Source organism: Geothermobacter hydrogeniphilus, from assembly GCF_002093115.1.
GTDB classification, from domain to species: domain Bacteria; phylum Desulfobacterota; class Desulfuromonadia; order Desulfuromonadales; family Geothermobacteraceae; genus Geothermobacter_A; species Geothermobacter_A hydrogeniphilus.
In genome coordinates this window covers 50,605-74,490 of sequence record NZ_NAAD01000009.1, presented here as the reverse complement: position 1 = coordinate 74,490, position 23,886 = coordinate 50,605, and the positions used below count along the sequence as shown (strand labels likewise).

The window sequence follows — 23,886 nt, the reverse complement described above, 5'->3', positions numbered from 1 at the left end:
ATTTCATGATATCCGCGTCCATGCTCCCGGACTAGAGCAACGGTCATGCCAGCTACATCTCGACTCCGTACTTCTCCATCCAGTTGTTGAGCGTCTGATAATTCTTCAGCCCCAGCAGCGCGGCCGCCCGGCTTTTGTTGCCGCCGGCCTCATCAAGCGCCCGGCGAATGTAGTGGGAGGTCAGAAAGGCTTGTAATTCCTGGATATTGAAGCCCTCCCCCAGGGGCCTGGACAAGATATCATCTTTATCCTCGGCGATGCCAGGCAGAAGTGCGCGACGCACATCCTCCTCCTGGATCACCTCGTTCTGACACCAGACACAGATCCGCAGAATGGTGTTGTGCATCTCCCGGGCGTTGCCCGGCCAGAGATGCCGTTTCATAAGATTTTTTGCGTTTATGGAAAATTTCTTCTGTTTGTAGCCCGACTCCTTGCCCAGTTCACGGTTGACCTGCCCGAGGATATGTTCCAGCAGCAGATGGATATCCCCCTCGCGCTCCCGTAGCGGGGGCAGCTTGAGCATCGCCACTGCCAGCCGATAGAAGAGATCGGCCCGGAAGCGCCCCGCGGCAACCTCGGCCAGGAGATCTCGGTTGGTCGCGGCGATGATGCGGACATCGACCTGGCGCTCCCGGGGATCGCCGATCCGCCGCACAACTCCGTCAGTCAACACCCTGAGGATCTTGACCTGCGCGTCGAGGGGCATCTCTCCCAACTCATCCAGGAACAGGGTGCCGCCGTCGGCCTGTTCGAAATAGCCGGAATGGTCCTTGACGGCACCGGAAAAAGCCCCCCTGGCGTAGCCGAAGAACTCCGCTTCGAACAGGTCTTTGGGAATCGCCCCGCAGTTGACCGGCAGAAAAGGCTTGTTTGATCTGCGGCTTTCGGCATGAATATGCTGGGCAAACAGCTCCTTGCCGGTCCCCGTCTCCCCCTCCAACAGGACCGGCACATTACGGCCGGCGACCAGATCGGCCTGTGCAACCAGGATTTTCATGGCCGCGCACTGATGGATGATGCCGTGCCCAGGAGTGGACGTAGGTAAATCAAAACTTTTATCGTAAAGGGAGTCCCCATTAGCCAGCACCATCAATCGGCGATCCGCTCCGGCCTGTATATCGGGAATATATTCCGCGTAGATATCGAAGGGCATCTCGACACTCTGCACTCCCTGCTCCCGGGATGACTGGATCAGTTCCGCTTCGACAAAGGGACCCTTGCCGAGCATGATCCAGACCGCCTGCATCGCCGGCGTGCCGGGACTGAGGTGGAAAACGGGCGCCACCCGGCCCTTCTCCTCCCTGAATACTTTTTCGACCTGCTTTTTCGCCGCAACATAGATCGCGGCGAAATCGATGGGGCTCGGCAGCTTGACTTCGATGAGTTCAATCACCGCCGAACATTTCGTCCGCAACCACTTGATGTAATCGGGAACCTTCTCTTCCTTGCCGTAGTTATTGAGCAGCACGAGCCGGTCGTAGGCGACCTCACTCACCACCCTGGCGATCGGGCCAAGATCATCGACCCTATCGTCGCGCGCCGCCCTGATGTCGTGCATGCCGACCCAAGCAAACAAAATTTTCTTCATTGGCCTCTCCCCGGGGAAAAATCCACCTCAGAATATAAAATTTATTACATGATAACAATATATTTTACAGAAACGACATGCCATATACTAGCCACACACATGTTTTATCATGTATTCTCAACAACTTGATTACTTGGCAGCATCTTTGCTACAGACTTAGGCATAAGGCAAAAAAACAACAGAACAAGCAGTTCACCTGACTGCCAGAACGCGAGGAACGATATGAAAAACCTGAAAACATTCAAAGTAACCTTGAAATCTTCGAAGTCTCGAATGCTCCCCACAAAAGGCAACTGCTTTTCCTGCAATGAGGTTTCCTCTCCGATCTGGCAGTTTTTCAAAACCAATCGTGGAATCGTGACACTCTGCAAACCCTGTCGAGACCGGGCAATAACCAAGTTCAATAAGAAACGAGATGACTCCAATGAAGAAAACAGCTTGAAATTCACCAACAGAAGTTGCCGCAAACATTCTTATGATGATGCGATGAACCATGCCATCCGCAGCGGGCAGTTCGAAAGCAACCGAAGGAGACACTAAGCGACAACAGCGAAAACTTTGCGTCAAAGCATCGCCGATTTAATCGACAACTTGCAGGGCGACCCACAAATACTGCTAAAGCGTCAACCGCCTTTCCCCCTGGGGCCGGCTGACGTTCTGTCTCCGGGGGAAAAGGAGGTCAGCATGACAGCATCCCGCCATTCTACTCCGACTGAGCTTCTCGGTCTGCCGGATCCGGACACAGCCCGGTTTTCGGACCCTCTCTTGACTGCGGCCTATCGAGAGTTTTGCGGCAAACTTGAGATTCTCCCTGGCAACGACGCCGTACTGATCAGTCGTGGCTTTCATTTCGGTATCGCCGACAAGATGGATCGCGAATCTCTCGCCCATCTGAAGCTGGGTTGCGCCCTGCTTCGCCCCGCCGGAAGGTTTCTCAAACACATCAAGTCGAGAACCTACGATGTTGAACGATACGCGGAAAGACACGCCGTCAGCCATGGTCATATCTATGAATTTGGTGTTGCCAACGCCCTCAGGCTGTTCGTCGATTTTCCTTCGACGGACGACTACGCTCTGCTGACCGGGAAGGCTATTCAGAACCGGGGCCTCTTTTCCGTGGGGGTGTCGTACAGCTCAGCCCCCGGGTTTGACTGGCACGTCTCGGTCTCCTGTGTTACCTGGTCGCGAAAATGGGGACTGATACTTGACTACGGCGATTCGGAAAGCGGTCAGACCTACGCATTTCCTGGCGTTGTCGGGTTTTTCCGTCGGGATCAATTGTTACGTTCCGCAGCCAGACTGCTGGCCCACGCACCGGACGGCGTTCCCGCCGATGAAGGAGAATTCTGGGGTTGTCTCGCGTTGAGACCCTACTGGGTACGCTGGACTCATCCGGACTGGAAAACGACCGGAAGGCACCATGTCAGCCCTGGTATTCACCTGCTGGAACTGGAAGAGAATGATCTGAAACGGCTGACCAGGAAATACGAACTGGACGAGGGCTGGTTCCCCACAGTGTTCGAACAGCTCTGGTCTCTTGGGCAGAAAAAATGGGGACTCGGCCCTGAGGACAATCCCCTGAAACGAGTTGTTGACGAGTATGGCTCGGCCAGTTTGACGAAGCTGGACAAGATCGTCACCCTGCTCCAGGATCTGCCGGACTGGGATCGCGCAGGGCGATCGACATCCCCTGTCGAAATACCGGCTCCGAACTGAACCGTTCACCATTTGCGCGACAACCTGTCAACAAGGAGGAACCATGGGAAAAGGACGCAGATCTGACTGTTCGTCATGTTGCGGTGAGCAGCAAAGTCCGGCCGAGGTTGCCTATCTTGACCCACGCCGCTTTGAAAGTTTTGCAGAAAGCATCAAAGCCCATGATCCGCTCCGCCTCGATGACCACTCCGCCCTGAAAGCCTACTGTCACGGCGACCGACTGGGCGCCCCTTGGGAAAGCAACAGTGCCTGCTACCGGCCAGTGTCCTGTGAAGAAATTCTGGCCCGTGCCGGGGACAATGCGCGGGGTACCGACGAAAGCGATATCGTCGAGTGTTTTCTCAACTTTTTCCGGCAATACGAGGTCGGAGCGGATACGGAAAAACTTTTCCTCGACTGGGCACGCTACCACACCCGTCACCGGGCCGCGGTCAGCTATGGGCGGACCTGGCGGGATTATTTCCGCACCGTTTCTGCCCTGGAAAAAGCGTCCACGCTCAACTACAACGCCCTGGTTCGCATCTCGGTCGAACGCGGTCCCGGACACAAGGGGTCGGCCGGCAACGGCTGCCTGGCCCTGGTGCTGCCGGTCTACGCTCTCGCCCGCAAGAACGGGCTTGAACCGGCTCAGCTGATTCGTGGCTTCTGCCAGCTGACTCACGCGCACGAAGACGCCCTGCTGGCCTGCCACTTCCTTTACGATTTGCTCAGCAACCTCGACTATTGCCAGGGGCGAGGGCAGCTGGATGTCAGATCCCCGCTGATCCGCGCCTATTTCAGCGAGGCCCAGTACGATCTCGAACCGGCGGCCTTCGCTGCAAAACATCCACACAACGCCCTGGCTCCCGTTGCCGTGGTGCACGCTCTCTACGCCCTGCAGAACGGCGGTGACGAGGAGGGCGTAATCTCCCTGGCGATCAGCCTCGGCGGCGATGTCGACTCGACCCTCGCCCTGGCTCTCATGTTGTACCGGCTATGCGTAGAGCAGAACGTCGACCCTTGCCGCTTCACTCGGGATACGCTGCGACCGATCATTATCATCTGTCCGGATTATGGTTCTCCCTACGCCACGATTTCGCATAACGGGGTTCCGGGGGTGGCACATTACGGAACAGTTGTTGGCTGCTCGGCCATGGGGTTTCCCTATGAGTACGGTGTTTCTCAGCGACTTGAAGAGGATTTTACGGACTGGCAGGTGCAGTTTGAACTGTATGCCGGTTTACGGCGGTTTTCCTGGCAGCACTACCATGAGCGGGGTTTGCTGCTGGCCCGTCGGTTGAAACAGGAACTCGGCGACAGGTTTATTGTCCAGTACGCCAAGCCGTATGAGGATCCCGATCATGAGACCTACGCCATCACCATCATCGACCCCTGACTGCGACAAAGCGGAGGAGGCCCCATGGCTGAAAAAAAGAACGGTGGCAGCAAAGGCACCCTGATTGTTTTCAACGGACGCCGCACCAGGCCCGCCCCATCCCGGTTACCTGAGGGGAACTGGCGTGAACAGCTTCGGCAGGAAATCAGGGAGCAGTTCGGGCAGAACGAAAAGACGGACGGGGATGCGTCCTTGTCGGCACGTGATGTTCCGCAACCTGATGAAAAACAGGATGTGGTCAGGCAGAAAGGAAGATCCAGAGAGGCTATGGAATTGTCGAGAAAAATCCGTGAGGCCATTGCACGGCAACCACCGATGTCGCCGGAAGAGTGTGCCGCACAGACCAGAAGAGTCCTCGCCAATGCCAGGCCGATCATCACCCGGAAGTCGCAAGGGCTCCCCGACTCTTTCGGAGTGGACTATCCCCGCCCCGCCTGGAGCAGCAAGTACCCGAAGGCGTTGACTTCGCGGCTGGACACGACTCCGCGACCGACCGGCAACCAGCTGCGAAGTCTGCTCCATCTCTGGCTGGATATCTATCACTCGGCAGACCGGCACGACACCACGCACACTGATCTGTTGCGGTTTTTGCGAACGGTTCTGGAGGGGCGGGTGGTCTCCGTCCTGGAACAGTTCGAATCATCGTCCGATTCCCGGGATCGGGAATTTGCCCGGATCGTCGAGAAATATGGCCGCAAGTGGCGCTCGTACAACTCTTCTTGGAGCGCTTCGACGATTGCTAGCGGTGATTACGGCTGGATCGGCATTGAGATGGGCAACCCGAGCTGGGAAGTGGTGGACCATGCCCTTATCATCGAAACACCCACGGCTCCGGAACTCGAAGTGTTCGCACAAGACCAGGGAGGGGAAAAGCGTCACAACCTGTTCTTCGCATCTGGTTTCTATAGAATTGATGGTTGTACGCTGGGATGGATCAGAAGGGCCGAATTGCTGGCAATTGAATACGAACTGGAGACAAGGAACCTAGAATACAGGGGCCTCTTGGTGCGGAAAAAAAACTGAAGATCAATCACTGAAATGAAGGAGAGAATTTACCATGTTTGCTATTATTGTTGACTATTTTTTAGCAAAATTCATTTATTCAAAATTCAATTCTTTTTTTGCTGGAATTTTATTTAGTCTACTTTCTGGAATATTTAGTGGATTCATATTTGGATTAATCACAGGACTTATTCTCGGAGATGACACCTATCAAGCAAGAGCAATGATTGGCGCAACCTTACATCCATTTGTAACATCAATTATTTTCATTGTCATATATTTAAAAAATAATTTTAAGTCAAATACATTGTTATCATTTAAACAAACAAGATCCAAATACTGGTCATGTCATAAATGTGGAATAAATAACTATAGAAAAGATACTGTCTGCGACTTTTGCGGAACTCCAAAAAAAATTAATCATACTAATATTTCCAAATAAACAGTCATTGTAAAACAATTAAATCAACAAAAAATGGAGTCCATTACTTTTACCTAACACACTCAATATAGTAAAACAATGGAGTATATTATATGGATATCACGATTCATTGCGGGTGCTCTTCCTGACGTTCACTATTGCCATTATCATCCACGACAAAATTGACCATGGGGGTGAGACTGGCTGAAATCCTCGGGGCGCAAAGCATTGGATGTACATTGCCGGGCCTGATCAATACAGCAAGAAAAGGGTTGCCCGTAAAACCGATCAACAACCTGGCCAAGGCTCTGGATGTCTCCCTGAAGGAAATGGCCGATCTTCTATCGGTCTCGTGCTGGACCCTGCAAGGCAAAAAAACCGTCGAGTCTACGGCCGAGATGCAAAACCCCGTCACGGGGAATCGAACTCAAGGTAGCACCGAATGGCCAGCAACCCTTCGTAGCCTCTCTTCATAACCTCGAGTGGGCAATGCCGTCGAACCGCTTGTTCCGTTGCGAATCCACCTGTAGGCCAGCTCAATATCGTGCGGGAAACTCCTGCGTAGCGACTGGTGAACTCCCAACAAGTGCCCCATGCGTCCGAGCAGATCCTTCCTGTCGGCAAAAGGTCGTCCTGCACGATAGCGGACGTTTGTCGTACCGCTTTTTGGTGAAAGTCCTGGCAGCGCGGCCGGCTCTCTCGTCGGCATCCCCCCTTGGTCGAACAGGCGCATGATCATCTTGACCAAACGGCGCCGACGTTTGATATTGTTCTGGTCAATGTTGAGCAAAGCAAAATAGCAGTCGGACATAGCGACCTCTCAAGAGCTCAGCGTCTGTAAATTCTATCCAGAAGTCGAGACGGAGACAATCTTCTGGCATGCTCAGTATCGATAGCACATAAACTTGGCTCTCTTGCGGGTATGGAATCAGAGCAGTATCCTTTGAGAGGAGGAGATTATGGGCTACATGGTCATTGCCGGCTTAGTGCTGGTCGCCTTTGGCGTCTTTGTCATTATCCACGACAAGATCGTGGAGCGACAGGAGCGGAAAAAGCACTGAACGACGCACCATCACGGATTCGGCTGGGCATCCACAGCCGACTGGCGTTGTCGGAGGAGATCGATCATGGCCGAAGATCCTGCTGAGATTCCTGGCATGAAAAGGCTGGAAAAGGGTTGGCCGGAGCTGGTCGCATCCTCCCGGAAGGGCCTGTCTGGAAAAACACTCGGCTATCTGGCAAGTGCCCTGCAGATTCCATTGGCAGAGTTGGCCGAGCTCCTGTCGATCTCGGACCGGGATCTGCAGCGCCAAAAAGCCAACAAGCTATTGGACAAATCACTTTCGGTCCGGGTGCTGCAACTGGCAGATGTGATCAGCCGTGCCGAGGACGTCTTTTCCGACCAGTCCAGAGCACGAACCTGGCTGAAACGTCCCTGCCCTGCGCTGCGCGGCCAGACCCCGCTCAACCTGCTCGACACGCCCTTCGGCATCAGGGCGGTTCTGGATGAACTGGGACGGATCGAGCACGGCGTCTACAGCTGAGTCGGATCGCATCCCTCCCCCCAGCAGCCAGACACAGTCATCGCCATCATGACATCTTCCATTGCCTCCATCAGCCTGCCGGCCAGGCTCGACCTCATCACCCGCCTCGTCTCCCGGGACGAGGTGCCCCTCCATCTGCTGGAGAAACTCCTCGACTCGGTCCAACACCACTTTTTCTATACGGTGGCAGCAGAGACGCGACTGGGAATTCCCCGAGACCATAGTGGAAACCCCGGACAAGACATGAGGGAAGAACTGGAAAAGCAGCGAACCATCACCCTCGAAACCCTGACGAGCGACCTGCGCATCTTCAATGATTATCTGCGCAGGCATTTCGCGGCCGCACCGTCTGGCGGCCTGTTCGACGGGCCGGAAGAGGCCATCAAGGACCCGGAGGCCGTCGCGGACTGGGCCGGAGCAATGCTCATGGCCATCTACCGGGACCGCAAGCGTTAGGACGTTGAACAGGTGAAAATATCGGGAAGGAATTACGGTGCTTCGAGTTCGAGATGGCGCCGTATTCTGAGCAGCCCTTCGTACCCCTGTTTCATGATCTCGATCGGTGCAGTATTGCCGAACTGCTTATTCGGTTGCGACACCCACCGGTAAGCCAACTCGATATTGTGCGGAAAAATACTGCGCAGTGCCTGGTGAATCCCCAGCAAGTGTCCCGCGCGTCCGAGCAGATCCTGCCGGTCGGCAAAGGGGCGTCCGGCACGGTAGCGGGCGATCGTCGTCCCGCTTTTCGGTGAAAGTCCCAGCAACACGGCCTGATCTCTCACCGGCAGCCGCCAGTGGTCGAACAGGCGCATGATCATCTTGGCCAGACGGCACCGGCTTTCAACGTCATGCAGGTCGATGTCGGGCAAAGCAGAATGGCAGTCAGGCATGGCGTCCTCTCAGAGGCTCAGCATTCTGTAGATTTTATCCGGAAGTTCAGACGGGAACAATCCCAGGTGCGACATCGTCAAGCTGCTAGAAAACAAGGGCGCCTGCTCAATGGGCGCCCTTGTTGATCACAGGCTGCATGCTAGGCTCCCTTGACATCCAGCCCGGCACTGATCCGGTCCGCGGTCCGCACCGCCTCGGCCACGGTCAGCCGGGGAATCGTCCCGTCTCCCCTCCCCTTGCCCCAGGTGAGCAGGTAGCGCAGGTCGGTACCAGCCTGCGGCCACTGGCGGTCAAGCCATTGCAGATGCGGTGCCAGCACCTCCAGGGTCAGCTTGTCGTGATCGACGGTACGACCAAGGCTGGTGCGCTGCATCTCGCGGGTCAGGGTCAGCACTTTGCCGATATCGTGGAACAGGGCCGCCACCATGCCCAGCTCCAGCTGTTCACGGGAAAACTGCCGGAAGTGGGAAACCAGCTGCACACATTCCAGACTGTGTTGAAGCAGTCCACTGGGGTGGTTGTGATGATGCTTCAAACTCGCAGGGACCGAGACAAACAAGAAGGCAAGGCTGTCATCACCCAGAACATTCAGAACGAACTGCCGCAGGGCCGGAATGCTCAATCGAGCCACCCAGGCATCGAGATAGAAAAGGCGCCAAGGGGTGGGACAGAAACTCTCGGGGATCAGGCGCACCACGTCCCCAAGGCGATCAAGAACGGTTTCGATATGGTTGACATCCATGGCAACACCATCCCTGCGGCGTCGCAGGATTCCGGTCACATTGACACAGGCCAGGTCAGTGGGAAACCCTTTCTGACCCGCCTCGAAATTCCAGCCATAAGCCGGAATCCGCCCGCTCATGTCCTCCAGTTCCATAGCGAGGTAAGTACGCCCCTGACGGGTCGTTCGCCATTCAGGGTTCCGCAGGCGGTACAGCCCCTGAACCAACCCCCTGCCCCGTTCAACAAGCTCTCGAATCTGTTGCATCGTCATCCCCTTTCATAGCCGAAATCATCAATCGCTCAAAAGCCGATCCGTCTTTCCGGGTCAGGTTGGGCACGAATCGCGAGTAGACCGTGAACAGCATATGCGTCGTGGCATGTCCCATCTGCTTGGCGATCCACTCAGGATTCTCACCGGCCCCGAGCCAGAGAGTTGCTGCCGTATGCCTTGTCTGGTAAGGGGTTCTCCGTTCAAGGCCAAGCCTTGCCAGAGTCGGATACCAGACCCGTTTGGTAATGTCCCGATGTCTCAACGGATTACCTTTCCGATTGCAGAAAACAAAACGATTCGCCTTTCCCGTAGCCTGGAACTGATTCTTGAGAGCTTCGAAAACCGGGGTCGACATCCAGACCTCCCGCACCGACCCCGGCGTTTTTGTAATATCCAGGACACCGTCAACGATGGTCTCGCGAACCAGAATCAACCGGTTGTCGAAGTCGACATATTTCCATTGCAGTCCATCGATTTCCCCTGTTCTCAACCCCGTAAAGAACCTGACCGTATAGTAGTCGCGAAAATCGGCCCTCACGTTTGCCAGAAAGAGCTTGACCTCATCGAGCGAGAATGGATGAACATCGCTTCTTGGAACCTTGAGAGCCTTGATGTTTACTGCCGGGTTGGAGAACCCGAACCGTTCACTCGCTTCGCTCAAAATCATTTTCAACGGGGTCATGATGTGGTTGATCCGCACTGGCGAAAGCACCTTGCCGTCCGGCTGTTCTCTGCCAAGCCAGCTCCTGAATTTCAGGATCATGCTCCGGTCGATCTCATTGACCTGATATTCGCCAAACCGGGGATAAAGATGGAGTTCCATCGTTCGCAGCATCATTTTCCGATACGACCGCCGCCAGCGAATTTCGTTTTCCTCATACCAGGTCAACGCGAATGTTTTGAAATTCGGGATATCTCTGCCTTGCAGCCCTGCCGGAGAGTTGTCCAAAACCGTCCTGCGCTTGTCAACTGCGGGATCATCACGAAAAACTTCGGCCCGCGGGGAACCCGGAAAAAAATCAGCATATTTGAAGGTCCCCAGCTTTATGGACTGCTCGATACGGGCGAGGATCGGCTCTAGCTTTCTGCGATTGCCGGGTGTATCAGGAAGTGTTGTCTGTTCCCGGCAACGAACGCCCTGGTAGCGGAAATCGAAAAAGAGCAGACCATTCCTCTGCCTGAGGCTACCCATGACAAACCCTGCCGTTCGCCATGGGGATCGCCAGTCCTTCTTCCATGGATGCCTTCACCATGTCCCGCTCGATCGCTTCCCAGATGTAATAGACTCTCCGCCGACCGAAAAACCGGATGTAGTGAACGCCCTCAATAAAAATGGAGTCTTTCAGGCTGGTCCGGATATAGCGTGCGTCGTAACAGAGTTTCTCGGCCAACTGCTCGGTGGTGAGGTAGGTTTTCTGTTCCATGGCGACCTCCTTTATTGACTGCGGATCTTTGCTTTTGATTATATTTCAAAAAACCGATCGGTCAAGACTTTTTTTGATTTATTTTCAAAAAAAATTCCATACTGCCCTTTTTTTGACTTGAAATAAAAAACAAGGCGAGAGAGACATCATTTTGATGACAGGGACGCCGACATACGATACATTGAACAAAATGGAGGGAGATCGCGATGCTGAAAATTCACCTGAAACGCCTGATTGCTGACAAGGAAACGGCGGAAGGTCGACGGATAAGTCTCAGTGAAATATCGGCAATTACCGGTATTCACATTTCCACCCTGTCACGCCTTGCCAACCACCGTTCAACGGATACAACTACAGCGAATCTCGAAAAGCTGTGCCGTTATTTCAAATGCTCCGTGGCAGACCTGATCGAATACGTTGAGGATTGATGGAATTGATATTTGAAAGGTGCCCAAGTTGGCCAGGCGGCAATTCATGAGGAAGGAAGAAACTGACGGGCACCGCGTGGGCACCAGATGGGCACAGGCACGAAAATGACAGGTTGGAATTTTTCGAAAAAAAACTCCACTTCAAAGTGATCCGCCGCCACCCGCAACCCGGATAAAGCCTTTTAATTCTTGCAACTTACATGACATCAACCCAGTACAACCAAACCCACGAAGGCCGTTCCGGAGTTCTCCGCGACGGCCTCGCCGCCGCCTGGCCGATCTGTCTCGGTTATTTTCCCATCGGCATGGCGCTCGGCGTCCTCGGTCAGCAGGCCGGACTCGGACCGGCCTGGATCGGTCTGATGTCGGTGCTGGTGTTCGCCGGCAGCGCCCAGTTCATCGCCGTGGCGATGCTTGACGGCGGGGCCTCGGCAACAGCCATCATCCTCACCACCCTGGTGGTCAATTTCCGGCATTTCCTGATGAGCAGCGCTCTTGCCATCCCGCTGCGCGGCGTCAGGCGCAGTTTTCTCATCCTCTTCGCCTACGGCATCACCGACGAGAGTTTCGGCGTCAACATGACCCGCTTCCGCGCAGGAAACTGGGATCGCTGGCGGGCGCTGGTGGTCCACCATGCCGCCAACAGCACCTGGATCCTGGCGACCATCCTCGGCAGCCTGGTCGGCAGCCTGATCCCACCCGGCGCCTTCGGCATCGACTTCGCCCTGCCGGGGATGTTCATCGCCCTGCTGGTACTGCAGCTGCACGGCCGGGCCTATGTCTTTACGGGGGGACTGGCGGCCGGGCTGGCCGTAATCTGGAAACTGCTGATTCCGGGGGATTCCTACATCGTCGGAGCGGCCATCCTGGCGGCGACCGGCGGCTACCTGGTGCGACGCCGGGTCCGACGACAGAGGGAGGCGAAAGGATGAGCTTTTCGACCTACCTGCTGTTGCTGCTCGGCATGGGAGCGGTCACCTACCTGCCGCGGCTGCTGCCGCTGCTGCTGCTTTCTCAGCGACAACTGCCGCGCTGGCTGGTGGACTGGCTGGAGCTGATCCCGGTCGCCATTCTCGCCGCACTGCTGGCACCGTCACTGCTGATCGACAGTCACAGCAACAGCTTCAACCTGTTGCGACCGGAGTTCTGGGTGGCCGTTCCGACCTTCCTGTTTGCCGTCCGCAGCCAGTCTCTCGGCGGCACCGTGCTGGTCGGCATGGGGCTGTTCTGGCTGGCGGAAAAATTGTTCTGATTCAGGCTGACCTGGGTCAGTGAGTTCATTCAACCCCTTCGGCCGCGCACGCCTCGACAGCCCGCCGCCCTTTGCTGTCAAGCTGATCCAGATCCTTTTCACGCCAACGGTTGTGCAACCAGAACCACTGCTCCGGATAGCGGCGGATATAGGTTTCGATGAGACGATTCAGCTCTTCCGTCTCGGCCACTTCGTCACCCGTCTGCACCAGCTCGGGCAGATAATGAATGCGCTCCTGCCCCGCCGCATCGATGCCGGTGAAAACCGGTACGATGGCGGCGCCGCTGGCCTTGGCCAATAGAGAGACCACCGGCACGGCGGAAACCGGGGCGCCGAAAAAGGGCACCCAGATCCCCATGTGGGGGGCGACCCGCTGATCAATCAGGAGGCCAAGGTCATTCCCCTGGCGCAGGACCTTGAGCATCGCCCGCACCCCACGACTTTTCTCCAGCACGGTGAAACCGCCCCGCTGCCGGAGTTCCCGCAGGAAACGGTCGGCACCGCGCTGATCGAGACTGCGGCCGACAACCTGCAGGGGATGACCGCTGCGCAGACGCTGCAGACGGGCCAGTTTTTCCCAATTGCCGAGATGAGCCGTGATCAGAATCACCCTCCCACAGCGTTTACGGGCAGCGAGGTAGGATTCAAAACCTTCCACGATGACCTTGTCGGCATCGCGTCCGGGATCACTGCAGGCGAGCCGCAGAATCGCCACCAGGTTACGTCCGAGAAAGCGGAAAACCGCACCGGAGAGAGCTTCATCCAGCCCCGCCCGACGGAGGTTCGCGCGACAGAGGGCCATCCGCTTCGGAACCAGCCTTCCGGCCAGGAAACCGAGCAGTTCTCCCAGCCGCAGACTCCAGCTTTCGGGAAACAGGTAGAACAGACGGGCGAGGGACCGAAGACTGTAGTAGACGACTGTATCCATGATTAATTTCGATCGTTCCGCAGGTTCAGGACTGCAGCGCGGCCCGGGCGAGCATCGCCCAGCCGAGCAGGAAGCTGACCCCGCCGAACGGGGTTACCGCTCCAAGGGGCTTGACCCCCGACAGGGCCAGTATATAGAGGCTGCCGGAAAAAAGCAGGATGCCCAGCAGGAAACACCAGCCGGACCAGCGGATGCCTGTGCCGGTCATTCCGCCCTGCAGGAGAATGGCCACCAACACGAGGGCCAGGGCATGGATCTGCTGATAGTGAACCGCCTTGTTCCAAACATCCATCAGGTGCGGCGTCAACCTGCCCTCCAGGCCGTGCGCGCCGAAGGCGCCAAGGGCAACGCCGAGAAACCCGTTAAGCGCGCCGAGCAACAAGAACCCCTGCCAAAGTTTCATTCTTCCCTCCCGTGGTTGTCAAGCAGGCGCTGCAGTTCGGCAATGAGTCGGCGGTTTTCCTCGGGACGACGCACCGCCAGCCGCAGGACATCCCCGCCGAGACCGTCAAAATTGCCGCAATCCCTCACCAGTATCCCCTGCCGCCGGAGCCCGGCGGAAACATCAAAAGCACTGCTCCCGCCTGCCCGCAGGCGCACCAGCAGGTAATTGGCCGCCCCCGGAAAGACCTCCAGGCCGAGACGGGACAGTTCCTCGCCCATCTCGTCGCGCCAGGCACTGATCGCCGCAATCGAGGCGCGGGCAAAATCGTCTTCGTCCAGGCAGGCCAACGCGGCTGCCAGCGCCGGGGTCGACAGGGTCCAGGGCTCTTTCTCACCCAGCAGTCGCGTGATCCCGTCGGCCGGTCCGGCCAGGTAGCCGACCCGCAGCCCCGGAATGGCATAGAACTTGGTCATCGACCGCAGCACATAAAGGTTGGATCGTTCCACGACCTGATCGATAAGCGACTCCCCGGGAACGAAGTCGATGAACGCTTCATCAACCAGAACCGGCAGATCATCCGGCAGCAGATCAAGGGTTGCCAGCAGATCCCGCCGTCTGACCAGGCCGCCGGCCGGGTTGCCCGGATTGGCGAAAACAAGCAGTTCACAGTCCCCCACCGCCCGCGGCAGGTCCGTTGTCGGGAAAGGTTCTCCCGGCAGCCACGGCAGCCGTTCGACTTCACAATCAACCTGATCGAGGGCACGCAGATATTCACTGAAAGCGGGCACGATCTGCAGAGCCCGCCGCGGCCTGAAGACCCGCGGCCAGAGATAGAGCAACTCGGTCGACCCGGCCCCGGGAAGCAGACAGTCTTCCGGCAGACGATGATATCGGGCGAGAGCAGCCCGCAGTGAGTCAGCCACCAGTTCGGGGTAGAACTGGCAACTCGACAAGGCCTGTCGCGCCGCGGCAAGAACCGTTTCCGGAGGACCGAGGGGATTGATCGAAGCGGAAAAATCGAGGATCTGCTCCGGATCACAACCCAGCTCGGCGGCAGCGGCAAAGACGTCGCCGCCATGGGCAGCCTGGTTCAGTAAAGGGGCCATACCACCACCATACCAAGAATCAGCCCGAGCAGGGCCGTCAGATACATCAGCCGGATGGTCGCCCGGTAGCAGCCGATATCGATCCGCCGGTCGGCATCACCGAGGGTCGGTTTCTGCACGGTTTCGCCGAAATAGGTGGCCGGCCCGCCGAGCCGCACACCGAGAGCGCCGGCTACGGCGGACTCGGGAAAACCGGCGTTGGGGCTGCTGGTTTTCCGCGCATCGCGCAACATGGTGGTCAACGCCGCCCAGGGATTGAGCCCGAGAGGAAAGCTGGCGAGGACCATCAACAGCCCGGTCAGCCGCGCCGGAACCAGGTTGAGCAGATCGTCGAGGCGAGCCGAGGCCCAGCCCATCTCCCGGTAGCGGTCGTCGGTGTAACCGACCATGGAGTCAAGCGTCGAGGCCGCCTTGTACATCATTGCCGCCACCGGACCGCCGAGGAAAAGGTAAAAGAGCGGACCGATCACGCCGTCCGAGGTATTTTCCGCGACCGTCTCGATACAGGCGCGCAGGATCTGCTCTTCATCGAGCTGACTGGTTTCACGACCGACGATCAGTGACAGGGCGCGCCGCGCCTCGGAAATCCGTCCCTGCTCCAGGTAGCGTACCACCTGTCGGCTTTCAAGATGCAGCGACCGCAGCGCCAGGGTCGTGTAACCGAGCCAGACGGTCACCGCCAGCCCGACCAGGGAATGGAGCAGACCGGCCAGGTGAATGACCGCCCAGGTCACCAGACCGGTCACCAGCACGGTCACGAGAGCCAGCAGGCATCCCGCCAGGCGCCGATGATCGATCAGGGAGGCAAGGACCGTCTCAACCCGCTTGATGAACCGGCCGATGCCGATGACCGGATGCGGCCAGCCATGCGGGTCTCCGAGCAGCAGGTCAAGCAGGAAAGATGCGGGAATCGTCCAGATCATGAAGCCGGCATCCTTTCCAACCCACACCGGCGGCACAGCCGCTCCAGGTCGAGATGGGCGGCGAGATGATCGGCCAACCGGTCCAGTTCACTGTCGAGACGCTGCCGGGCGGACGGCCCGGAAGGAAGCGGCCTGCCGGATGTCAGGGGGGCCAGAACCGCATGCAGGACGCGTTGATCGTCGAACAGACCGTGCAGGTAACTGCCCCAGACCCGGCCGTCGGCGGAAACAGCCCCGTCAAGCCGGGCACTGTCAGCACCGGAACGGGACATCAGCCGCAGCAACGGCCGACAGAGGATTCCGCGACTCGACGCACCGGCGTGAATTTCGTAGCCCCGCACCCGATCAAAACCGGTGAAACCGGCAGCGGCCGCCGCCGGCAGGAATTCCGCTTCAACCCGGTGCGTCTGTTTCTCGGTCTGCAGGGTGGTCTCGATATCGAGCAGTCCGAGCCCCGGTGCTTCATCGGGAGGACCTTCAACCCCCAGCGGATCACGGACCCGCTCGCCGAGCATCTGCAGGCCGCCGCAGATACCGATCAGGCGTCCACCTTCGGCGTGATAGCTGAGAATCGCCTCGGCCAGCCCCTGTTGCCGCAACCAGTCAAGATCGGCGAGCGTGCTCTTGGTCCCGGGCAGGATCAGCAGATCGAGACCGGCGACCTGCTCCGGCCGTTCGACGTAGCACAGGCTGACGCCGGCGACAGTCTCGAAGGGAGCAAAATCCGTAAAATTGGAGATGCGCGGCAACTGCACCACGCCGATTCTGATCCCGGCGTCGAAGACATTCCCCGGTCGCTCCAGCGCCAGCGAATCCTCCTCCGGAAGCTGCAGACGCAACCAGGGGATGACACCCAGCACCGGCACCCCGGTGCGGCACTCGATCTCGTCGATCCCGGACTTCAGCAGCCCGACGTCGCCACGGAACTTGTTGATCACCACCCCGGCAATCAGCTCACGCTCCTCTTTCGTCAGCAGCTGCAGGGTCCCGAGGATAGCCGCAAAAACCCCGCCGCGATCGATGTCGGCCACCAGCACGACCTTGGCCCCGGCCATCCGCGCCGCCGCCAGGTTGGTGATATCCTGCCCGCGCAGGTTGATCTCGGCAATGCTGCCGGCACCTTCCATCACCACCAGGTCGACCTGCCGCGCCAGGCGCCGATAGGAATCACAGACCGCCCGCCAGGCGCTCTCCCTGAAAGCATGGTACTCCCGCACCGACATGTTGCCGACCGGACGTCCCTGGACAATGACCTGGGCGCCGGTTTCGGAATTAGGCTTGAGCAGCACCGGGTTCATGTCAACCGTCGGCTCGACGCGGCAGGCCGCCGCCTGCAGCGCCTGGGCCCGACCGATCTCGCCGCCGTCGGCACACACCGCCGAGTTGTTGGCCATGTTCTGCGCCTTGAACGGTGCCACCGTCAGCCCCCGGCGCACCAACAGGCGACAAAACCCGGCGGCAATAACGCTCTTGCCGACATCCGATCCGGTCCCGGCAACAAACAAGGCGGGCGTTGGGCTCCCGCAGCCGGACACAGGGGTTTCCTCTGGCCTCCCGCCTCTGGCCTCCCGCCTGAGGCGATAGCCTCGCGGCGTCACCATCCGCCCTCGCCGATCAACGAAGGTCGCGGGATTGCCGATGATCACCAGTGAAAACATGTCGATGGTTTCATCGGTAAAAGAAGCGAGGTCACTGACCGTTACCGTCTCACCCTCACGGCAGGCGTTGCGGACGATGCCGACCGGGGTGGCGGGATCGCGGTGCGCGAGCAGGATCTGTCGCGCCTGCTCGATCTGGCTCACCCGCCCGCGGCTCTTCGGATTGTAGAGGGCGATGACAAAATCGGCGGCGGCGGCCGCTTCCAGCCGCCGAACGATGGCCGACCAGTCGGTCAGCAGGTTGGAGAGGGAGATGACGGCGAAATCGTGCATCAGCGGCGCCCCGAGCCGGGCCGCTGCCGCCTGCACCGCGGAAATGCCGGGCACGATCTCGATCGCGACCTGTTCCGGTCCTTCGGCCTGCTGCAACTCCAGAACCAGCCCGGCCATGCCGTAGATACCGGCATCGCCGGAGCAGACCAGCGCCACCGTCGCCCCGCCCGCCGCCCGCCTGAGCGCCTCGCGACAACGCTCGGTCTCCTGGCGCATGCCGGTGGAAAAGGTTTCCTTGCCGGCAACCAGATCGGGGATCAGTTCCAGGTAGGTGTTGTAGCCGGTGACAACCTCGGCCCGTTCGAGCGCCGCCCGCGCCGCCGGGGTCATCTGTTCGCTGTCACCGGGTCCGAGCCCGACGATGTAGAGTTTGTTGGTCATAAAAAACGATTTCCTACCACGGAGACACGGAGAAAAGCTAAATCTAAATTGGCCGCTGATTAACGCTGAAAAGGCATGATTAAACCCATAAAGACTGGGGTTAGGATCTTAAATCAGCGTAAATCAGATTTTATCTGCGGCCGTTTGCCTTCGAGGTTCTTTATTCCCCCCGGCGCCTCCATGTGATTTATTTTCAGGCATTGATCTCCGCCACCGCCACGGTCACGTTGCCGTTTTTCTTCTTTTTCACCAGCAGCCTGCCGCCCTTCGCGGCAAGAATGGCGGCCGGTTCGCAGACCCCCCCGGCGCCGACCGCCTGCAGGGCGTATTCGGAGGGCTTGCTCGGAACGGCAACGACGTTGAGCTGCTCCTTGCTGAAAAATTTCAGCGACACCCCGAACCGCGCGGCGGCATCGAGCAGCCCCCCTTCATCCTGCTTGGCATCGATGCTGGCCAGGCAGGAAATGCTCCCCGGTGAGAGAAAGGCCTTCTCCATCTCGTCGCGGACAGCCGTTTCGATTTCATCAGCATCGGTCCCCCGGTTGCAGCCGACACCGACCGCGTAACAGCGCGGTCGCAACACCAGCAGGTTTTTCCGCCGGTCCAGGTGCGGCAGGTGACGACTGGTGACGAAGACCAGTCCCTCTGCCCGCGACTGCAGGGCGGCAGCGAAGCTTCGGGTGACCTCGACTCCGGGTACGGCGACAAACGCGTCACTGACCAGCCGTTGCGGATCTGCCAGGACAATACGCCCCGCCTGCAGCAGCAGGCCGTTGAGCAGCTTGAGCCGTTCAACCGGTTCGACCTTCAGGTCCAGTCGGCGGGCCACCGTGTCCCAGGCCGGCAGATGATTGACGTCGGTGGCGGTGGTGATCACCGCCTGACCGCCAAGGATATCGGCCACCTCCCGCGCCAGTTCATTGGCTCCGCCGAGGTGGCCGGAAAGCAGGCTGATGGCGAAACGCCCCGCCTCGTCGACCACCACCACCGCCGGGTCATGCTGCTTGCCGCGCAGCTGCGGTGCCAGCAGCCGCACCACAATGCCGGCAGCCATGATGCAGACCAGGCCGTCGACACGAGCGAACAGTTCCGGCATCAACACCGAAAGAGGCCGGTCGAAGTAGCTGGCCGGTTCTTCACTGCGCAGCTTCTCCGGCAGCCACAACTCGGCGCCTTCGGCTTCCTCCTGCAGCCGGCGGGCAAGTGCGGCGCCGCCGGGGGTTATGGCGATAATGGCGAGGGTCATGATTTTTTGAAAATCGGCGAAGGGCGAAAGGCCAGGGGAAATGCCTTTGCTTGAACAGCGGCTAAAGGCTAAGGGTCAAAGGCCAAAGGAGATGCGTCAGCCTCCAGCCCTTAGCCTTTGGCCTTTCGCCCTTCGCCGCCTTTGGGCGTCCTATATCCATGCGCGAACTGCGCATCGTACAACTTCGATTTCTTTTCCACTCCCCGCTCCCGGGCGCCGAGTGCTTCGCCGACCAGGATCAGCGCCTGGCGACGGATACCGGCCTCGGCAACCTTGCCCGTGATATCGGCCAGGGTGCCGCTGACAATCTTTTCATCCGGCCAGCTGGCGCGGTAGACCACGGCAGCCGGGGTCCGGGCGGTGAAAACGCCGCCGGCCAGCAGTGCGGCCACCACCTTGTCCATCATGCCCACCGAGAGGTAGAGACAGAGGGTGCCGCCATTGGCGGCCAGGCGGGAGAGCTTTTCCGCTTCCGGCACCGGGGTACGGCCCGCGGCGCGGGAGAGGACCAGGGTCTGGGAAATCTCCGGCAGGGTCAGCTCCTGTTTCAGAGCCGCGGCGGCGGCAAAAGCGGCCGTCACTCCGGGAACAACCCGGTAGTCAAGCCCCTCGGCATCGAGCAGCTCCATCTGCTCCTGGATCGCCCCGTAGAGAGCCGGATCGCCAGTGTGCAGCCGCACCACCCGCTTGCCGGCCCGGGCCCCGGCGACCAGCAGGGTGTGGGTCTGCTGCAGGGTCAGGGGCGCACTGTCATGGATCTCACAGCCTGCAGGACACTCGGAAAGCAGGGCCGGATTGACCAGCGATCCGGCGTGGACCACGACTTCGGCCCGGCGCAGGGCTTTGAGTCCCTTGACGGTGATCAGCTCGGGATCCCCGGGACCGGCACCGACGAAGAGGATGGGATGACATTCGGACATGATGATTTATGAACCCTGCCGCCGCAGGTTCCCTGCTACTGCTTGACGGCCGCCAGGATGTAGACCGGGTTATAGGCCTCGAACATCTTGTAGGCGGTCAGCGGACGGGTCCGGGCGACGTTGATGGTGGTCACCTCGACCTCGTAACCGGCATTGGCGAAAAACTCATTGGCCGCGGTCAGGGTATCGAGAGTGATGGCATTGAGAACGATGCGTCCGTCGGCCGGCAGACGCTTATCAGCGATGGTGAGGATATCCCAGAGGTGACCGCCGCTGCCGCCGATGAAAACCCGGTCAGGATCGGGCAGGTCGTCGAGACAGGCGGGAGCATCTCCCTCCACCAGGTTGACGTTGCGGGTGTGGAATTTCTGCAGGTTCTGCTTGATGAAGTCACGGCACTCGGGATTGCGCTCGACGGCGAAGATTTTGCCGTTGGGCAGCAGGTGGTCGGCCTCGATACTGATCGAACCGGAACCGGCACCGATATCCCAGAGGATCATATCCTGGCGCAGGCGCAGCTTGGCGAGGGTGACGACCCGCACCTCCTCCTTGGTAATCAGCTTTTTGACGGTCGCGAACTCGTCGTCGGGGATCCCGAGCCAGGAACCGCTGTCCTTGCCCTCCCCTTCGAACTGCTTGACCAGGATCAACACGTTCAGCGGCGCCGCGTCGATATCGAGCAGACCACGCACGTCAGTTTCGACGATGCGTTCATCGGCACAACCGAGATTCTCGCACAGCCACGCGGCATAGCCTTCGCGGCCGCGATCAATCAACTCGCGGGCAATGGCAGCCGGGGTGTTGATCTCATCGGTCAGCAGCGCCGCCTTGTCATTGGCAACGATCCGATCAACCGCCGGCGCCAGCGGGCGTCCATGGGTGGAGAGAAAAACCGCGTCATCCCAGGGCTGGCGGATCTTGGCAAAAGCGTACTGGATGGAGGAGACGTTGGGCACGAACTCGAATTCCTCCCCGGGCAGGTTGCGCAACAGGTAGCGACCGATGCCGAAAAAGAGGGGATCCCCCGAAGCAAGCACCACCGGCCGGCCCCTGCGGGTTCGCAGACGTTCGACCATGTCCGGAAGGTTGCTGTCGATTGCCAGCTTTTCCCCCTTGAACTCTGGGAAAAGATTCAGCTGACGCTCCCCGCCGATCAGCAGATCGGCCGCCTCGATCAGATCCAGGGCATGGCGACTGAAGCCTTCCTGCCCGGCAACCCCCGCACCCACCACGTAAATTTTGTTCATGCTGCCCTCACTGGAAAAAGTCCGAAAAACCGGAATGAGGTTACTCCCTGAAATCACTCGCCGTATCTTCCTGCCACCGCACCATCGTAACCGACCAGCAGAATCTCTATTGTTACCCCTGGCGCCCAGTTCCGCAACTGTTTAACGGCCCGACGCGCCACTTCGGCCACCAGCGGATGCGCCGCTCCGAGGGTCAGGAAGACTTCGCGGGCAGTGTTGGCGGCGACGATTGTTTCGGAGGCTTCCGTCGTCAACCCTGTCGAACGCGCCCAGTCGGCCAATTTCCGCAGGTCAAGCCGCGAACTGTGAACATGGGTCTGCGGATGCCCGCAGGCGACCTTCACCAACTTGGCGAACTGGGCCGCGACCACCAGGTTCGGCACGCCTTTTCGACGGCAGGCACCGGCCAGGTGGCCGACATGATCCCCCATCATGACAAAAGCCTCCTCCGCCAGCAGTGGATATTCCCGTTGCGCAACCTTCTCGCTGCTGCGACCGGTACAGGCGACAACCCGCCGACAACCGACGGCCAGGGCGACATCAAGAGCAACGTCGAGGGTGTCGGTCCAGGCCTGATGCGAAATCGGCCGGACGATACCGGTGGTGCCGAGAATCGACAGCCCGCCGCAAATCCCCAGCCGGGCATTGAGCGTTTTCGCGGCCCGCTGCTCACCGTCGGGAATGGCGATGGTGACCCGAAAGCTCCCCGAGGGAAAGACCGAGCGCAGCGCCTCGCGGATCATCCGCCGCGGCACCGGGTTGATGGCCGGCTCTCCGACCGCGACCGCCAGGCCCGGTTTGGTCACGGTGCCGATACCCTCGCCACCGAGGATGACAACCTCTCCCTCCTCCCGCCCCGCGTCTCCGGAGGAAGGGGGAGAAGAGGACTCAACCCGGGCGTGGACCTCGACCCCGTGCGTGACGTCGGGATCATCCCCGGCATCCTTGATCACGAAACAGCGGGCCCGGGCACCGTCGACCCGGCAGCCGTGAACGGGAAAAACGGCCCGTTCCCCGACCGGCAGTTCAAGCGCGACCTGCGCCACCCGCTCACCCGCCAGCAGGCGCGCGGCGGCGAGCGTCGCGGCAGCGGCACAGGCGCCGGTGGTGTAGCCGTGGCGCAGGGACCGGGCCACGCGTCAGTCACCCGCCGCCAGGATCAGCAGCTGGTTGAAAATCGCCGCGGCGATCGCTGAACCGCCCTTACGACCGCGACAGACGATGCAGGGCAACCGGGAAGCGAACAACGCCTCCTTCGATTCCTCGGCACCGACAAACCCGACCGGCACACCGACCACCAGCGCCGGCGCGACTTCACCGGCGTCAGCCAGACGCAACAGCTCGAAGAGGGCGGTCGGCGCGTTACCGATCAGGAAGATTTTCGCCCCTTCAACCACCCCCTTGCGCAGGGCGAGGATCGAGCGGGTCACGCCCTGTTCCCGGGCCCGTTCCGCCACCTCCGCATCGGCGACGTGACAGGCGATGCTGCCGCCCAGCTTTGCCAGGCGGGTCTTGTTGACTCCGGCCAGCACCATGTTGGTATCAGAGAGGACCTTCGCTCCCCGACGCAGGGCCGCGACAGCACTGTCAATCACACCGGGGGCGAAGCACGTGGTCCCGGCGAAATCGAAATCCGCGGTGGTATGAATCACCCGACGCACCACCGGCCACTGCTGTTCATCAAACGGATGCGGGCCGACCTCGGCGTCAATGGTCCTGAAACTGCGGCGTTCAATCTCCAGCGGGTCGCGGATGATGGATTCACTCATGGATTCATTCCTTTAACTCCCAGCCGCTGTCCGCGAGGGTTTCACCGATGCGGGTGCAGACCACTTCGGCCAACCGCCGATCGATACCGAGCGGCCTGCCGAGGACCATCTCCAAGCCCCGGTGCCGCCGCCCGGCCCGCGCCATTTCGTCCGGCAGATCACGCAGCACATGAGACCCGGCAAAGAGAAAATAGGGAGAGAGCAGGATACGCTGCGCCCCGCGGGCCACACAGGCATCGATTCCGGCCTGGATATCGGGCTGCTGCCTCTCCCGAAAGGCGACCTCGACGATTTCGGCGCCGCTCATCTCCTGCACCATGTCGGCGATCCGGGCCAGATCCCCGTCCGCCCCGGCAACGCGCGAACCATGGCTGATCAGCAGAACAGCTGTTTTCATGTCGGTCCTTTCAGCCTG

At 59.4% G+C, this 23,886-nt stretch carries 27 protein-coding genes; 9 read left to right on the top strand and 18 right to left on the bottom strand.

Features of this window, described 5'->3' with window-relative positions; translation table 11 throughout:
- Positions 1–52: 52 nt before the first annotated feature.
- Entirely contained in the window at positions 53–1,588 is a 1,536-nt protein-coding gene (locus tag B5V00_RS08600) for a sigma-54 interaction domain-containing protein (RefSeq protein ID WP_085010373.1), read from the bottom strand.
- A 192-nt stretch (positions 1,589–1,780) separates the two neighbouring features.
- Positions 1,781–2,083, bottom strand: coding sequence for a hypothetical protein (locus B5V00_RS16935; RefSeq protein WP_139800710.1), 303 nt, complete (start codon positions 2,081–2,083; stop codon positions 1,781–1,783).
- Between the two features lie 189 nt (positions 2,084–2,272).
- On the opposite strand from B5V00_RS16935, the gene B5V00_RS08590 reads away from it, so the two are divergent.
- From B5V00_RS08590 to B5V00_RS08575, 4 genes are read left to right on the top strand one after another with little or no spacing between them, the layout of a single operon-like run.
- Positions 2,273–3,304 carry a hypothetical protein gene (locus B5V00_RS08590; RefSeq protein WP_085010371.1) on the top strand — a complete coding sequence of 344 codons (1,032 nt, stop codon included), beginning with the start codon at positions 2,273–2,275 and terminating at the stop codon, positions 3,302–3,304.
- A 43-nt stretch (positions 3,305–3,347) separates the two neighbouring features.
- Positions 3,348–4,679 carry an ADP-ribosylglycohydrolase family protein gene (locus B5V00_RS08585; protein ID WP_085010370.1) on the top strand — a complete coding sequence of 444 codons (1,332 nt, stop codon included), beginning with the start codon at positions 3,348–3,350 and terminating at the stop codon, positions 4,677–4,679.
- A 24-nt stretch (positions 4,680–4,703) separates the two neighbouring features.
- A complete protein-coding gene (locus B5V00_RS08580) occupies positions 4,704–5,702 on the top strand; it encodes a hypothetical protein (protein ID WP_085010369.1) in 999 nt (332 codons plus the stop codon).
- Positions 5,703–5,736: 34 nt separating this feature from the next.
- Complete coding sequence (locus B5V00_RS08575; RefSeq protein ID WP_085010368.1) at positions 5,737–6,123, top strand: zinc finger Ran-binding domain-containing protein; 387 nt, start codon at positions 5,737–5,739, stop codon at positions 6,121–6,123.
- Between the two features lie 406 nt (positions 6,124–6,529).
- Here the strand turns inward: B5V00_RS08575 and B5V00_RS16930 are convergent, their stop codons facing one another.
- Entirely contained in the window at positions 6,530–6,913 is a 384-nt protein-coding gene (locus B5V00_RS16930) for a hypothetical protein (RefSeq protein ID WP_139800709.1), read from the bottom strand.
- Between the two features lie 316 nt (positions 6,914–7,229).
- Here B5V00_RS16930 and parS point away from each other — a divergent pair, with 316 nt between their 5' ends.
- Positions 7,230–7,646, top strand: coding sequence for a type II RES/Xre toxin-antitoxin system antitoxin (gene parS / locus B5V00_RS08570; protein ID WP_085010367.1), 417 nt, complete (start codon positions 7,230–7,232; stop codon positions 7,644–7,646).
- A 48-nt stretch (positions 7,647–7,694) separates the two neighbouring features.
- Positions 7,695–8,102: a DUF3232 domain-containing protein gene (locus B5V00_RS08565; protein WP_085010366.1), complete on the top strand. Its 408-nt coding sequence runs from the start codon at positions 7,695–7,697 to the stop codon at positions 8,100–8,102.
- A 32-nt stretch (positions 8,103–8,134) separates the two neighbouring features.
- Here the strand turns inward: B5V00_RS08565 and B5V00_RS08560 are convergent, their stop codons facing one another.
- The 4 genes from B5V00_RS08560 to B5V00_RS08545 all read right to left on the bottom strand — a co-directional run bounded on the left by B5V00_RS08560 (position 8,135) and on the right by B5V00_RS08545 (position 10,955).
- Complete coding sequence (locus B5V00_RS08560; protein WP_085010365.1) at positions 8,135–8,536, bottom strand: antitoxin Xre/MbcA/ParS toxin-binding domain-containing protein; 402 nt, start codon at positions 8,534–8,536, stop codon at positions 8,135–8,137.
- 140 nt (positions 8,537–8,676) lie between these two features.
- The gene (locus tag B5V00_RS08555; RefSeq protein WP_172399672.1) at positions 8,677–9,525 is read right to left on the bottom strand and encodes an HD domain-containing protein; all 849 of its coding nucleotides are present in this window, start codon (positions 9,523–9,525) and stop codon (positions 8,677–8,679) included.
- The gene (locus B5V00_RS08550) at positions 9,500–10,723 is read right to left on the bottom strand and encodes an Arm DNA-binding domain-containing protein (RefSeq protein ID WP_085010363.1); all 1,224 of its coding nucleotides are present in this window, start codon (positions 10,721–10,723) and stop codon (positions 9,500–9,502) included. The genes B5V00_RS08555 and B5V00_RS08550 overlap by 26 nt, the downstream gene beginning before the upstream one ends.
- Complete coding sequence (locus tag B5V00_RS08545; RefSeq protein ID WP_085010362.1) at positions 10,716–10,955, bottom strand: hypothetical protein; 240 nt, start codon at positions 10,953–10,955, stop codon at positions 10,716–10,718. Before B5V00_RS08545 ends, B5V00_RS08550 begins: the two co-directional genes overlap by 8 nt.
- Before the next feature lie 206 nt (positions 10,956–11,161).
- Between B5V00_RS08545 and B5V00_RS08540 the strand changes: the two genes are divergently transcribed.
- From B5V00_RS08540 to B5V00_RS08530, 3 genes are all read left to right on the top strand, one after another.
- Positions 11,162–11,383 carry a helix-turn-helix domain-containing protein gene (locus B5V00_RS08540; protein ID WP_085010361.1) on the top strand — a complete coding sequence of 74 codons (222 nt, stop codon included), beginning with the start codon at positions 11,162–11,164 and terminating at the stop codon, positions 11,381–11,383.
- A gap of 200 nt (positions 11,384–11,583) precedes the next feature.
- A complete protein-coding gene (locus B5V00_RS08535) occupies positions 11,584–12,315 on the top strand; it encodes an AzlC family ABC transporter permease (protein ID WP_085010360.1) in 732 nt (243 codons plus the stop codon).
- Positions 12,312–12,635 carry an AzlD domain-containing protein gene (locus tag B5V00_RS08530; RefSeq protein ID WP_085010359.1) on the top strand — a complete coding sequence of 108 codons (324 nt, stop codon included), beginning with the start codon at positions 12,312–12,314 and terminating at the stop codon, positions 12,633–12,635. The genes B5V00_RS08535 and B5V00_RS08530 overlap by 4 nt, the downstream gene beginning before the upstream one ends.
- 25 nt (positions 12,636–12,660) lie before the next feature.
- On the opposite strand, the gene B5V00_RS08525 is transcribed toward B5V00_RS08530, so the two are convergent.
- From B5V00_RS08525 to B5V00_RS08475, 11 genes are all read right to left on the bottom strand, one after another.
- Positions 12,661–13,563 carry a lysophospholipid acyltransferase family protein gene (locus B5V00_RS08525; RefSeq protein ID WP_085010358.1) on the bottom strand — a complete coding sequence of 301 codons (903 nt, stop codon included), beginning with the start codon at positions 13,561–13,563 and terminating at the stop codon, positions 12,661–12,663.
- A gap of 25 nt (positions 13,564–13,588) precedes the next feature.
- Positions 13,589–13,966, bottom strand: coding sequence for a DUF423 domain-containing protein (locus B5V00_RS08520; RefSeq protein WP_085010357.1), 378 nt, complete (start codon positions 13,964–13,966; stop codon positions 13,589–13,591).
- Positions 13,963–15,054: a threonine-phosphate decarboxylase CobD gene (cobD, locus tag B5V00_RS08515; protein ID WP_085010356.1), complete on the bottom strand. Its 1,092-nt coding sequence runs from the start codon at positions 15,052–15,054 to the stop codon at positions 13,963–13,965. The genes B5V00_RS08520 and cobD overlap by 4 nt, the downstream gene beginning before the upstream one ends.
- A complete protein-coding gene (gene cbiB, locus B5V00_RS08510) occupies positions 15,039–15,977 on the bottom strand; it encodes an adenosylcobinamide-phosphate synthase CbiB (protein WP_085010355.1) in 939 nt (312 codons plus the stop codon). The genes cobD and cbiB overlap by 16 nt, the downstream gene beginning before the upstream one ends.
- Complete coding sequence (locus B5V00_RS08505) at positions 15,974–18,289, bottom strand: cobyric acid synthase (protein ID WP_085010354.1); 2,316 nt, start codon at positions 18,287–18,289, stop codon at positions 15,974–15,976. Before B5V00_RS08505 ends, cbiB begins: the two co-directional genes overlap by 4 nt.
- Positions 18,290–18,482: 193 nt before the next feature.
- Positions 18,483–19,535 carry a cobalt-precorrin 5A hydrolase gene (locus B5V00_RS08500; RefSeq protein ID WP_085010353.1) on the bottom strand — a complete coding sequence of 351 codons (1,053 nt, stop codon included), beginning with the start codon at positions 19,533–19,535 and terminating at the stop codon, positions 18,483–18,485.
- 110 nt (positions 19,536–19,645) lie between these two features.
- Entirely contained in the window at positions 19,646–20,455 is an 810-nt protein-coding gene (cobM, locus tag B5V00_RS08495; protein ID WP_085010352.1) for a precorrin-4 C(11)-methyltransferase, read from the bottom strand.
- Between the two features lie 35 nt (positions 20,456–20,490).
- Complete coding sequence (gene cbiE / locus B5V00_RS08490) at positions 20,491–21,702, bottom strand: precorrin-6y C5,15-methyltransferase (decarboxylating) subunit CbiE (protein WP_085010416.1); 1,212 nt, start codon at positions 21,700–21,702, stop codon at positions 20,491–20,493.
- Positions 21,703–21,755: 53 nt separating this feature from the next.
- A complete protein-coding gene (gene cbiD, locus B5V00_RS08485; RefSeq protein WP_085010351.1) occupies positions 21,756–22,838 on the bottom strand; it encodes a cobalt-precorrin-5B (C(1))-methyltransferase CbiD in 1,083 nt (360 codons plus the stop codon).
- A 3-nt stretch (positions 22,839–22,841) separates the two neighbouring features.
- Complete coding sequence (locus tag B5V00_RS08480; RefSeq protein WP_085010350.1) at positions 22,842–23,471, bottom strand: precorrin-8X methylmutase; 630 nt, start codon at positions 23,469–23,471, stop codon at positions 22,842–22,844.
- 4 nt (positions 23,472–23,475) lie between these two features.
- Positions 23,476–23,868 (bottom strand): sirohydrochlorin chelatase, encoded by a 393-nt coding sequence (locus B5V00_RS08475; protein WP_085010349.1) that lies wholly within the window; start codon positions 23,866–23,868, stop codon positions 23,476–23,478.
- Between the last annotated feature and the right edge of the window lie 18 nt (positions 23,869–23,886).

Excerpts from the sequence above, each read along its gene's own strand:
- parS (WP_085010367.1), top strand. The coding sequence starts at position 7,230 with ATGGCCGAAGATCCTGCTGAGATTCCTGGCATGAAAAGGCTGGAAAAG.
- B5V00_RS08525 (WP_085010358.1), bottom strand. The coding sequence starts at position 13,563 with ATGGATACAGTCGTCTACTACAGTCTTCGGTCCCTCGCCCGTCTGTTC.
- B5V00_RS08500 (WP_085010353.1), bottom strand. The coding sequence starts at position 19,535 with ATGACCCTCGCCATTATCGCCATAACCCCCGGCGGCGCCGCACTTGCC.
- B5V00_RS08550 (WP_085010363.1), bottom strand. The coding sequence starts at position 10,723 with ATGGGTAGCCTCAGGCAGAGGAATGGTCTGCTCTTTTTCGATTTCCGC.
- B5V00_RS16930 (WP_139800709.1), bottom strand. The coding sequence starts at position 6,913 with ATGTCCGACTGCTATTTTGCTTTGCTCAACATTGACCAGAACAATATC.
- B5V00_RS08560 (WP_085010365.1), bottom strand. The coding sequence starts at position 8,536 with ATGCCTGACTGCCATTCTGCTTTGCCCGACATCGACCTGCATGACGTT.
- B5V00_RS08520 (WP_085010357.1), bottom strand. The coding sequence starts at position 13,966 with ATGAAACTTTGGCAGGGGTTCTTGTTGCTCGGCGCGCTTAACGGGTTT.
- B5V00_RS08505 (WP_085010354.1), bottom strand. The coding sequence starts at position 18,289 with ATGACCAACAAACTCTACATCGTCGGGCTCGGACCCGGTGACAGCGAA.
- cbiB (WP_085010355.1), bottom strand. The coding sequence starts at position 15,977 with ATGATCTGGACGATTCCCGCATCTTTCCTGCTTGACCTGCTGCTCGGA.
- B5V00_RS08475 (WP_085010349.1), bottom strand. The coding sequence starts at position 23,868 with ATGAAAACAGCTGTTCTGCTGATCAGCCATGGTTCGCGCGTTGCCGGG.
- B5V00_RS08580 (WP_085010369.1), top strand. The coding sequence starts at position 4,704 with ATGGCTGAAAAAAAGAACGGTGGCAGCAAAGGCACCCTGATTGTTTTC.
- cobD (WP_085010356.1), bottom strand. The coding sequence starts at position 15,054 with ATGGCCCCTTTACTGAACCAGGCTGCCCATGGCGGCGACGTCTTTGCC.
- B5V00_RS08565 (WP_085010366.1), top strand. The coding sequence starts at position 7,695 with ATGACATCTTCCATTGCCTCCATCAGCCTGCCGGCCAGGCTCGACCTC.
- cbiE (WP_085010416.1), bottom strand. The coding sequence starts at position 21,702 with ATGAACAAAATTTACGTGGTGGGTGCGGGGGTTGCCGGGCAGGAAGGC.
- B5V00_RS08590 (WP_085010371.1), top strand. The coding sequence starts at position 2,273 with ATGACAGCATCCCGCCATTCTACTCCGACTGAGCTTCTCGGTCTGCCG.
- B5V00_RS08480 (WP_085010350.1), bottom strand. The coding sequence starts at position 23,471 with ATGAGTGAATCCATCATCCGCGACCCGCTGGAGATTGAACGCCGCAGT.
- cobM (WP_085010352.1), bottom strand. The coding sequence starts at position 20,455 with ATGTCCGAATGTCATCCCATCCTCTTCGTCGGTGCCGGTCCCGGGGAT.
- B5V00_RS08585 (WP_085010370.1), top strand. The coding sequence starts at position 3,348 with ATGGGAAAAGGACGCAGATCTGACTGTTCGTCATGTTGCGGTGAGCAG.
- B5V00_RS16935 (WP_139800710.1), bottom strand. The coding sequence starts at position 2,083 with ATGGTTCATCGCATCATCATAAGAATGTTTGCGGCAACTTCTGTTGGT.
- B5V00_RS08555 (WP_172399672.1), bottom strand. The coding sequence starts at position 9,525 with ATGCAACAGATTCGAGAGCTTGTTGAACGGGGCAGGGGGTTGGTTCAG.
- B5V00_RS08535 (WP_085010360.1), top strand. The coding sequence starts at position 11,584 with ATGACATCAACCCAGTACAACCAAACCCACGAAGGCCGTTCCGGAGTT.
- B5V00_RS08530 (WP_085010359.1), top strand. The coding sequence starts at position 12,312 with ATGAGCTTTTCGACCTACCTGCTGTTGCTGCTCGGCATGGGAGCGGTC.
- B5V00_RS08540 (WP_085010361.1), top strand. The coding sequence starts at position 11,162 with ATGCTGAAAATTCACCTGAAACGCCTGATTGCTGACAAGGAAACGGCG.
- B5V00_RS08575 (WP_085010368.1), top strand. The coding sequence starts at position 5,737 with ATGTTTGCTATTATTGTTGACTATTTTTTAGCAAAATTCATTTATTCA.
- B5V00_RS08600 (WP_085010373.1), bottom strand. The coding sequence starts at position 1,588 with ATGAAGAAAATTTTGTTTGCTTGGGTCGGCATGCACGACATCAGGGCG.
- B5V00_RS08545 (WP_085010362.1), bottom strand. The coding sequence starts at position 10,955 with ATGGAACAGAAAACCTACCTCACCACCGAGCAGTTGGCCGAGAAACTC.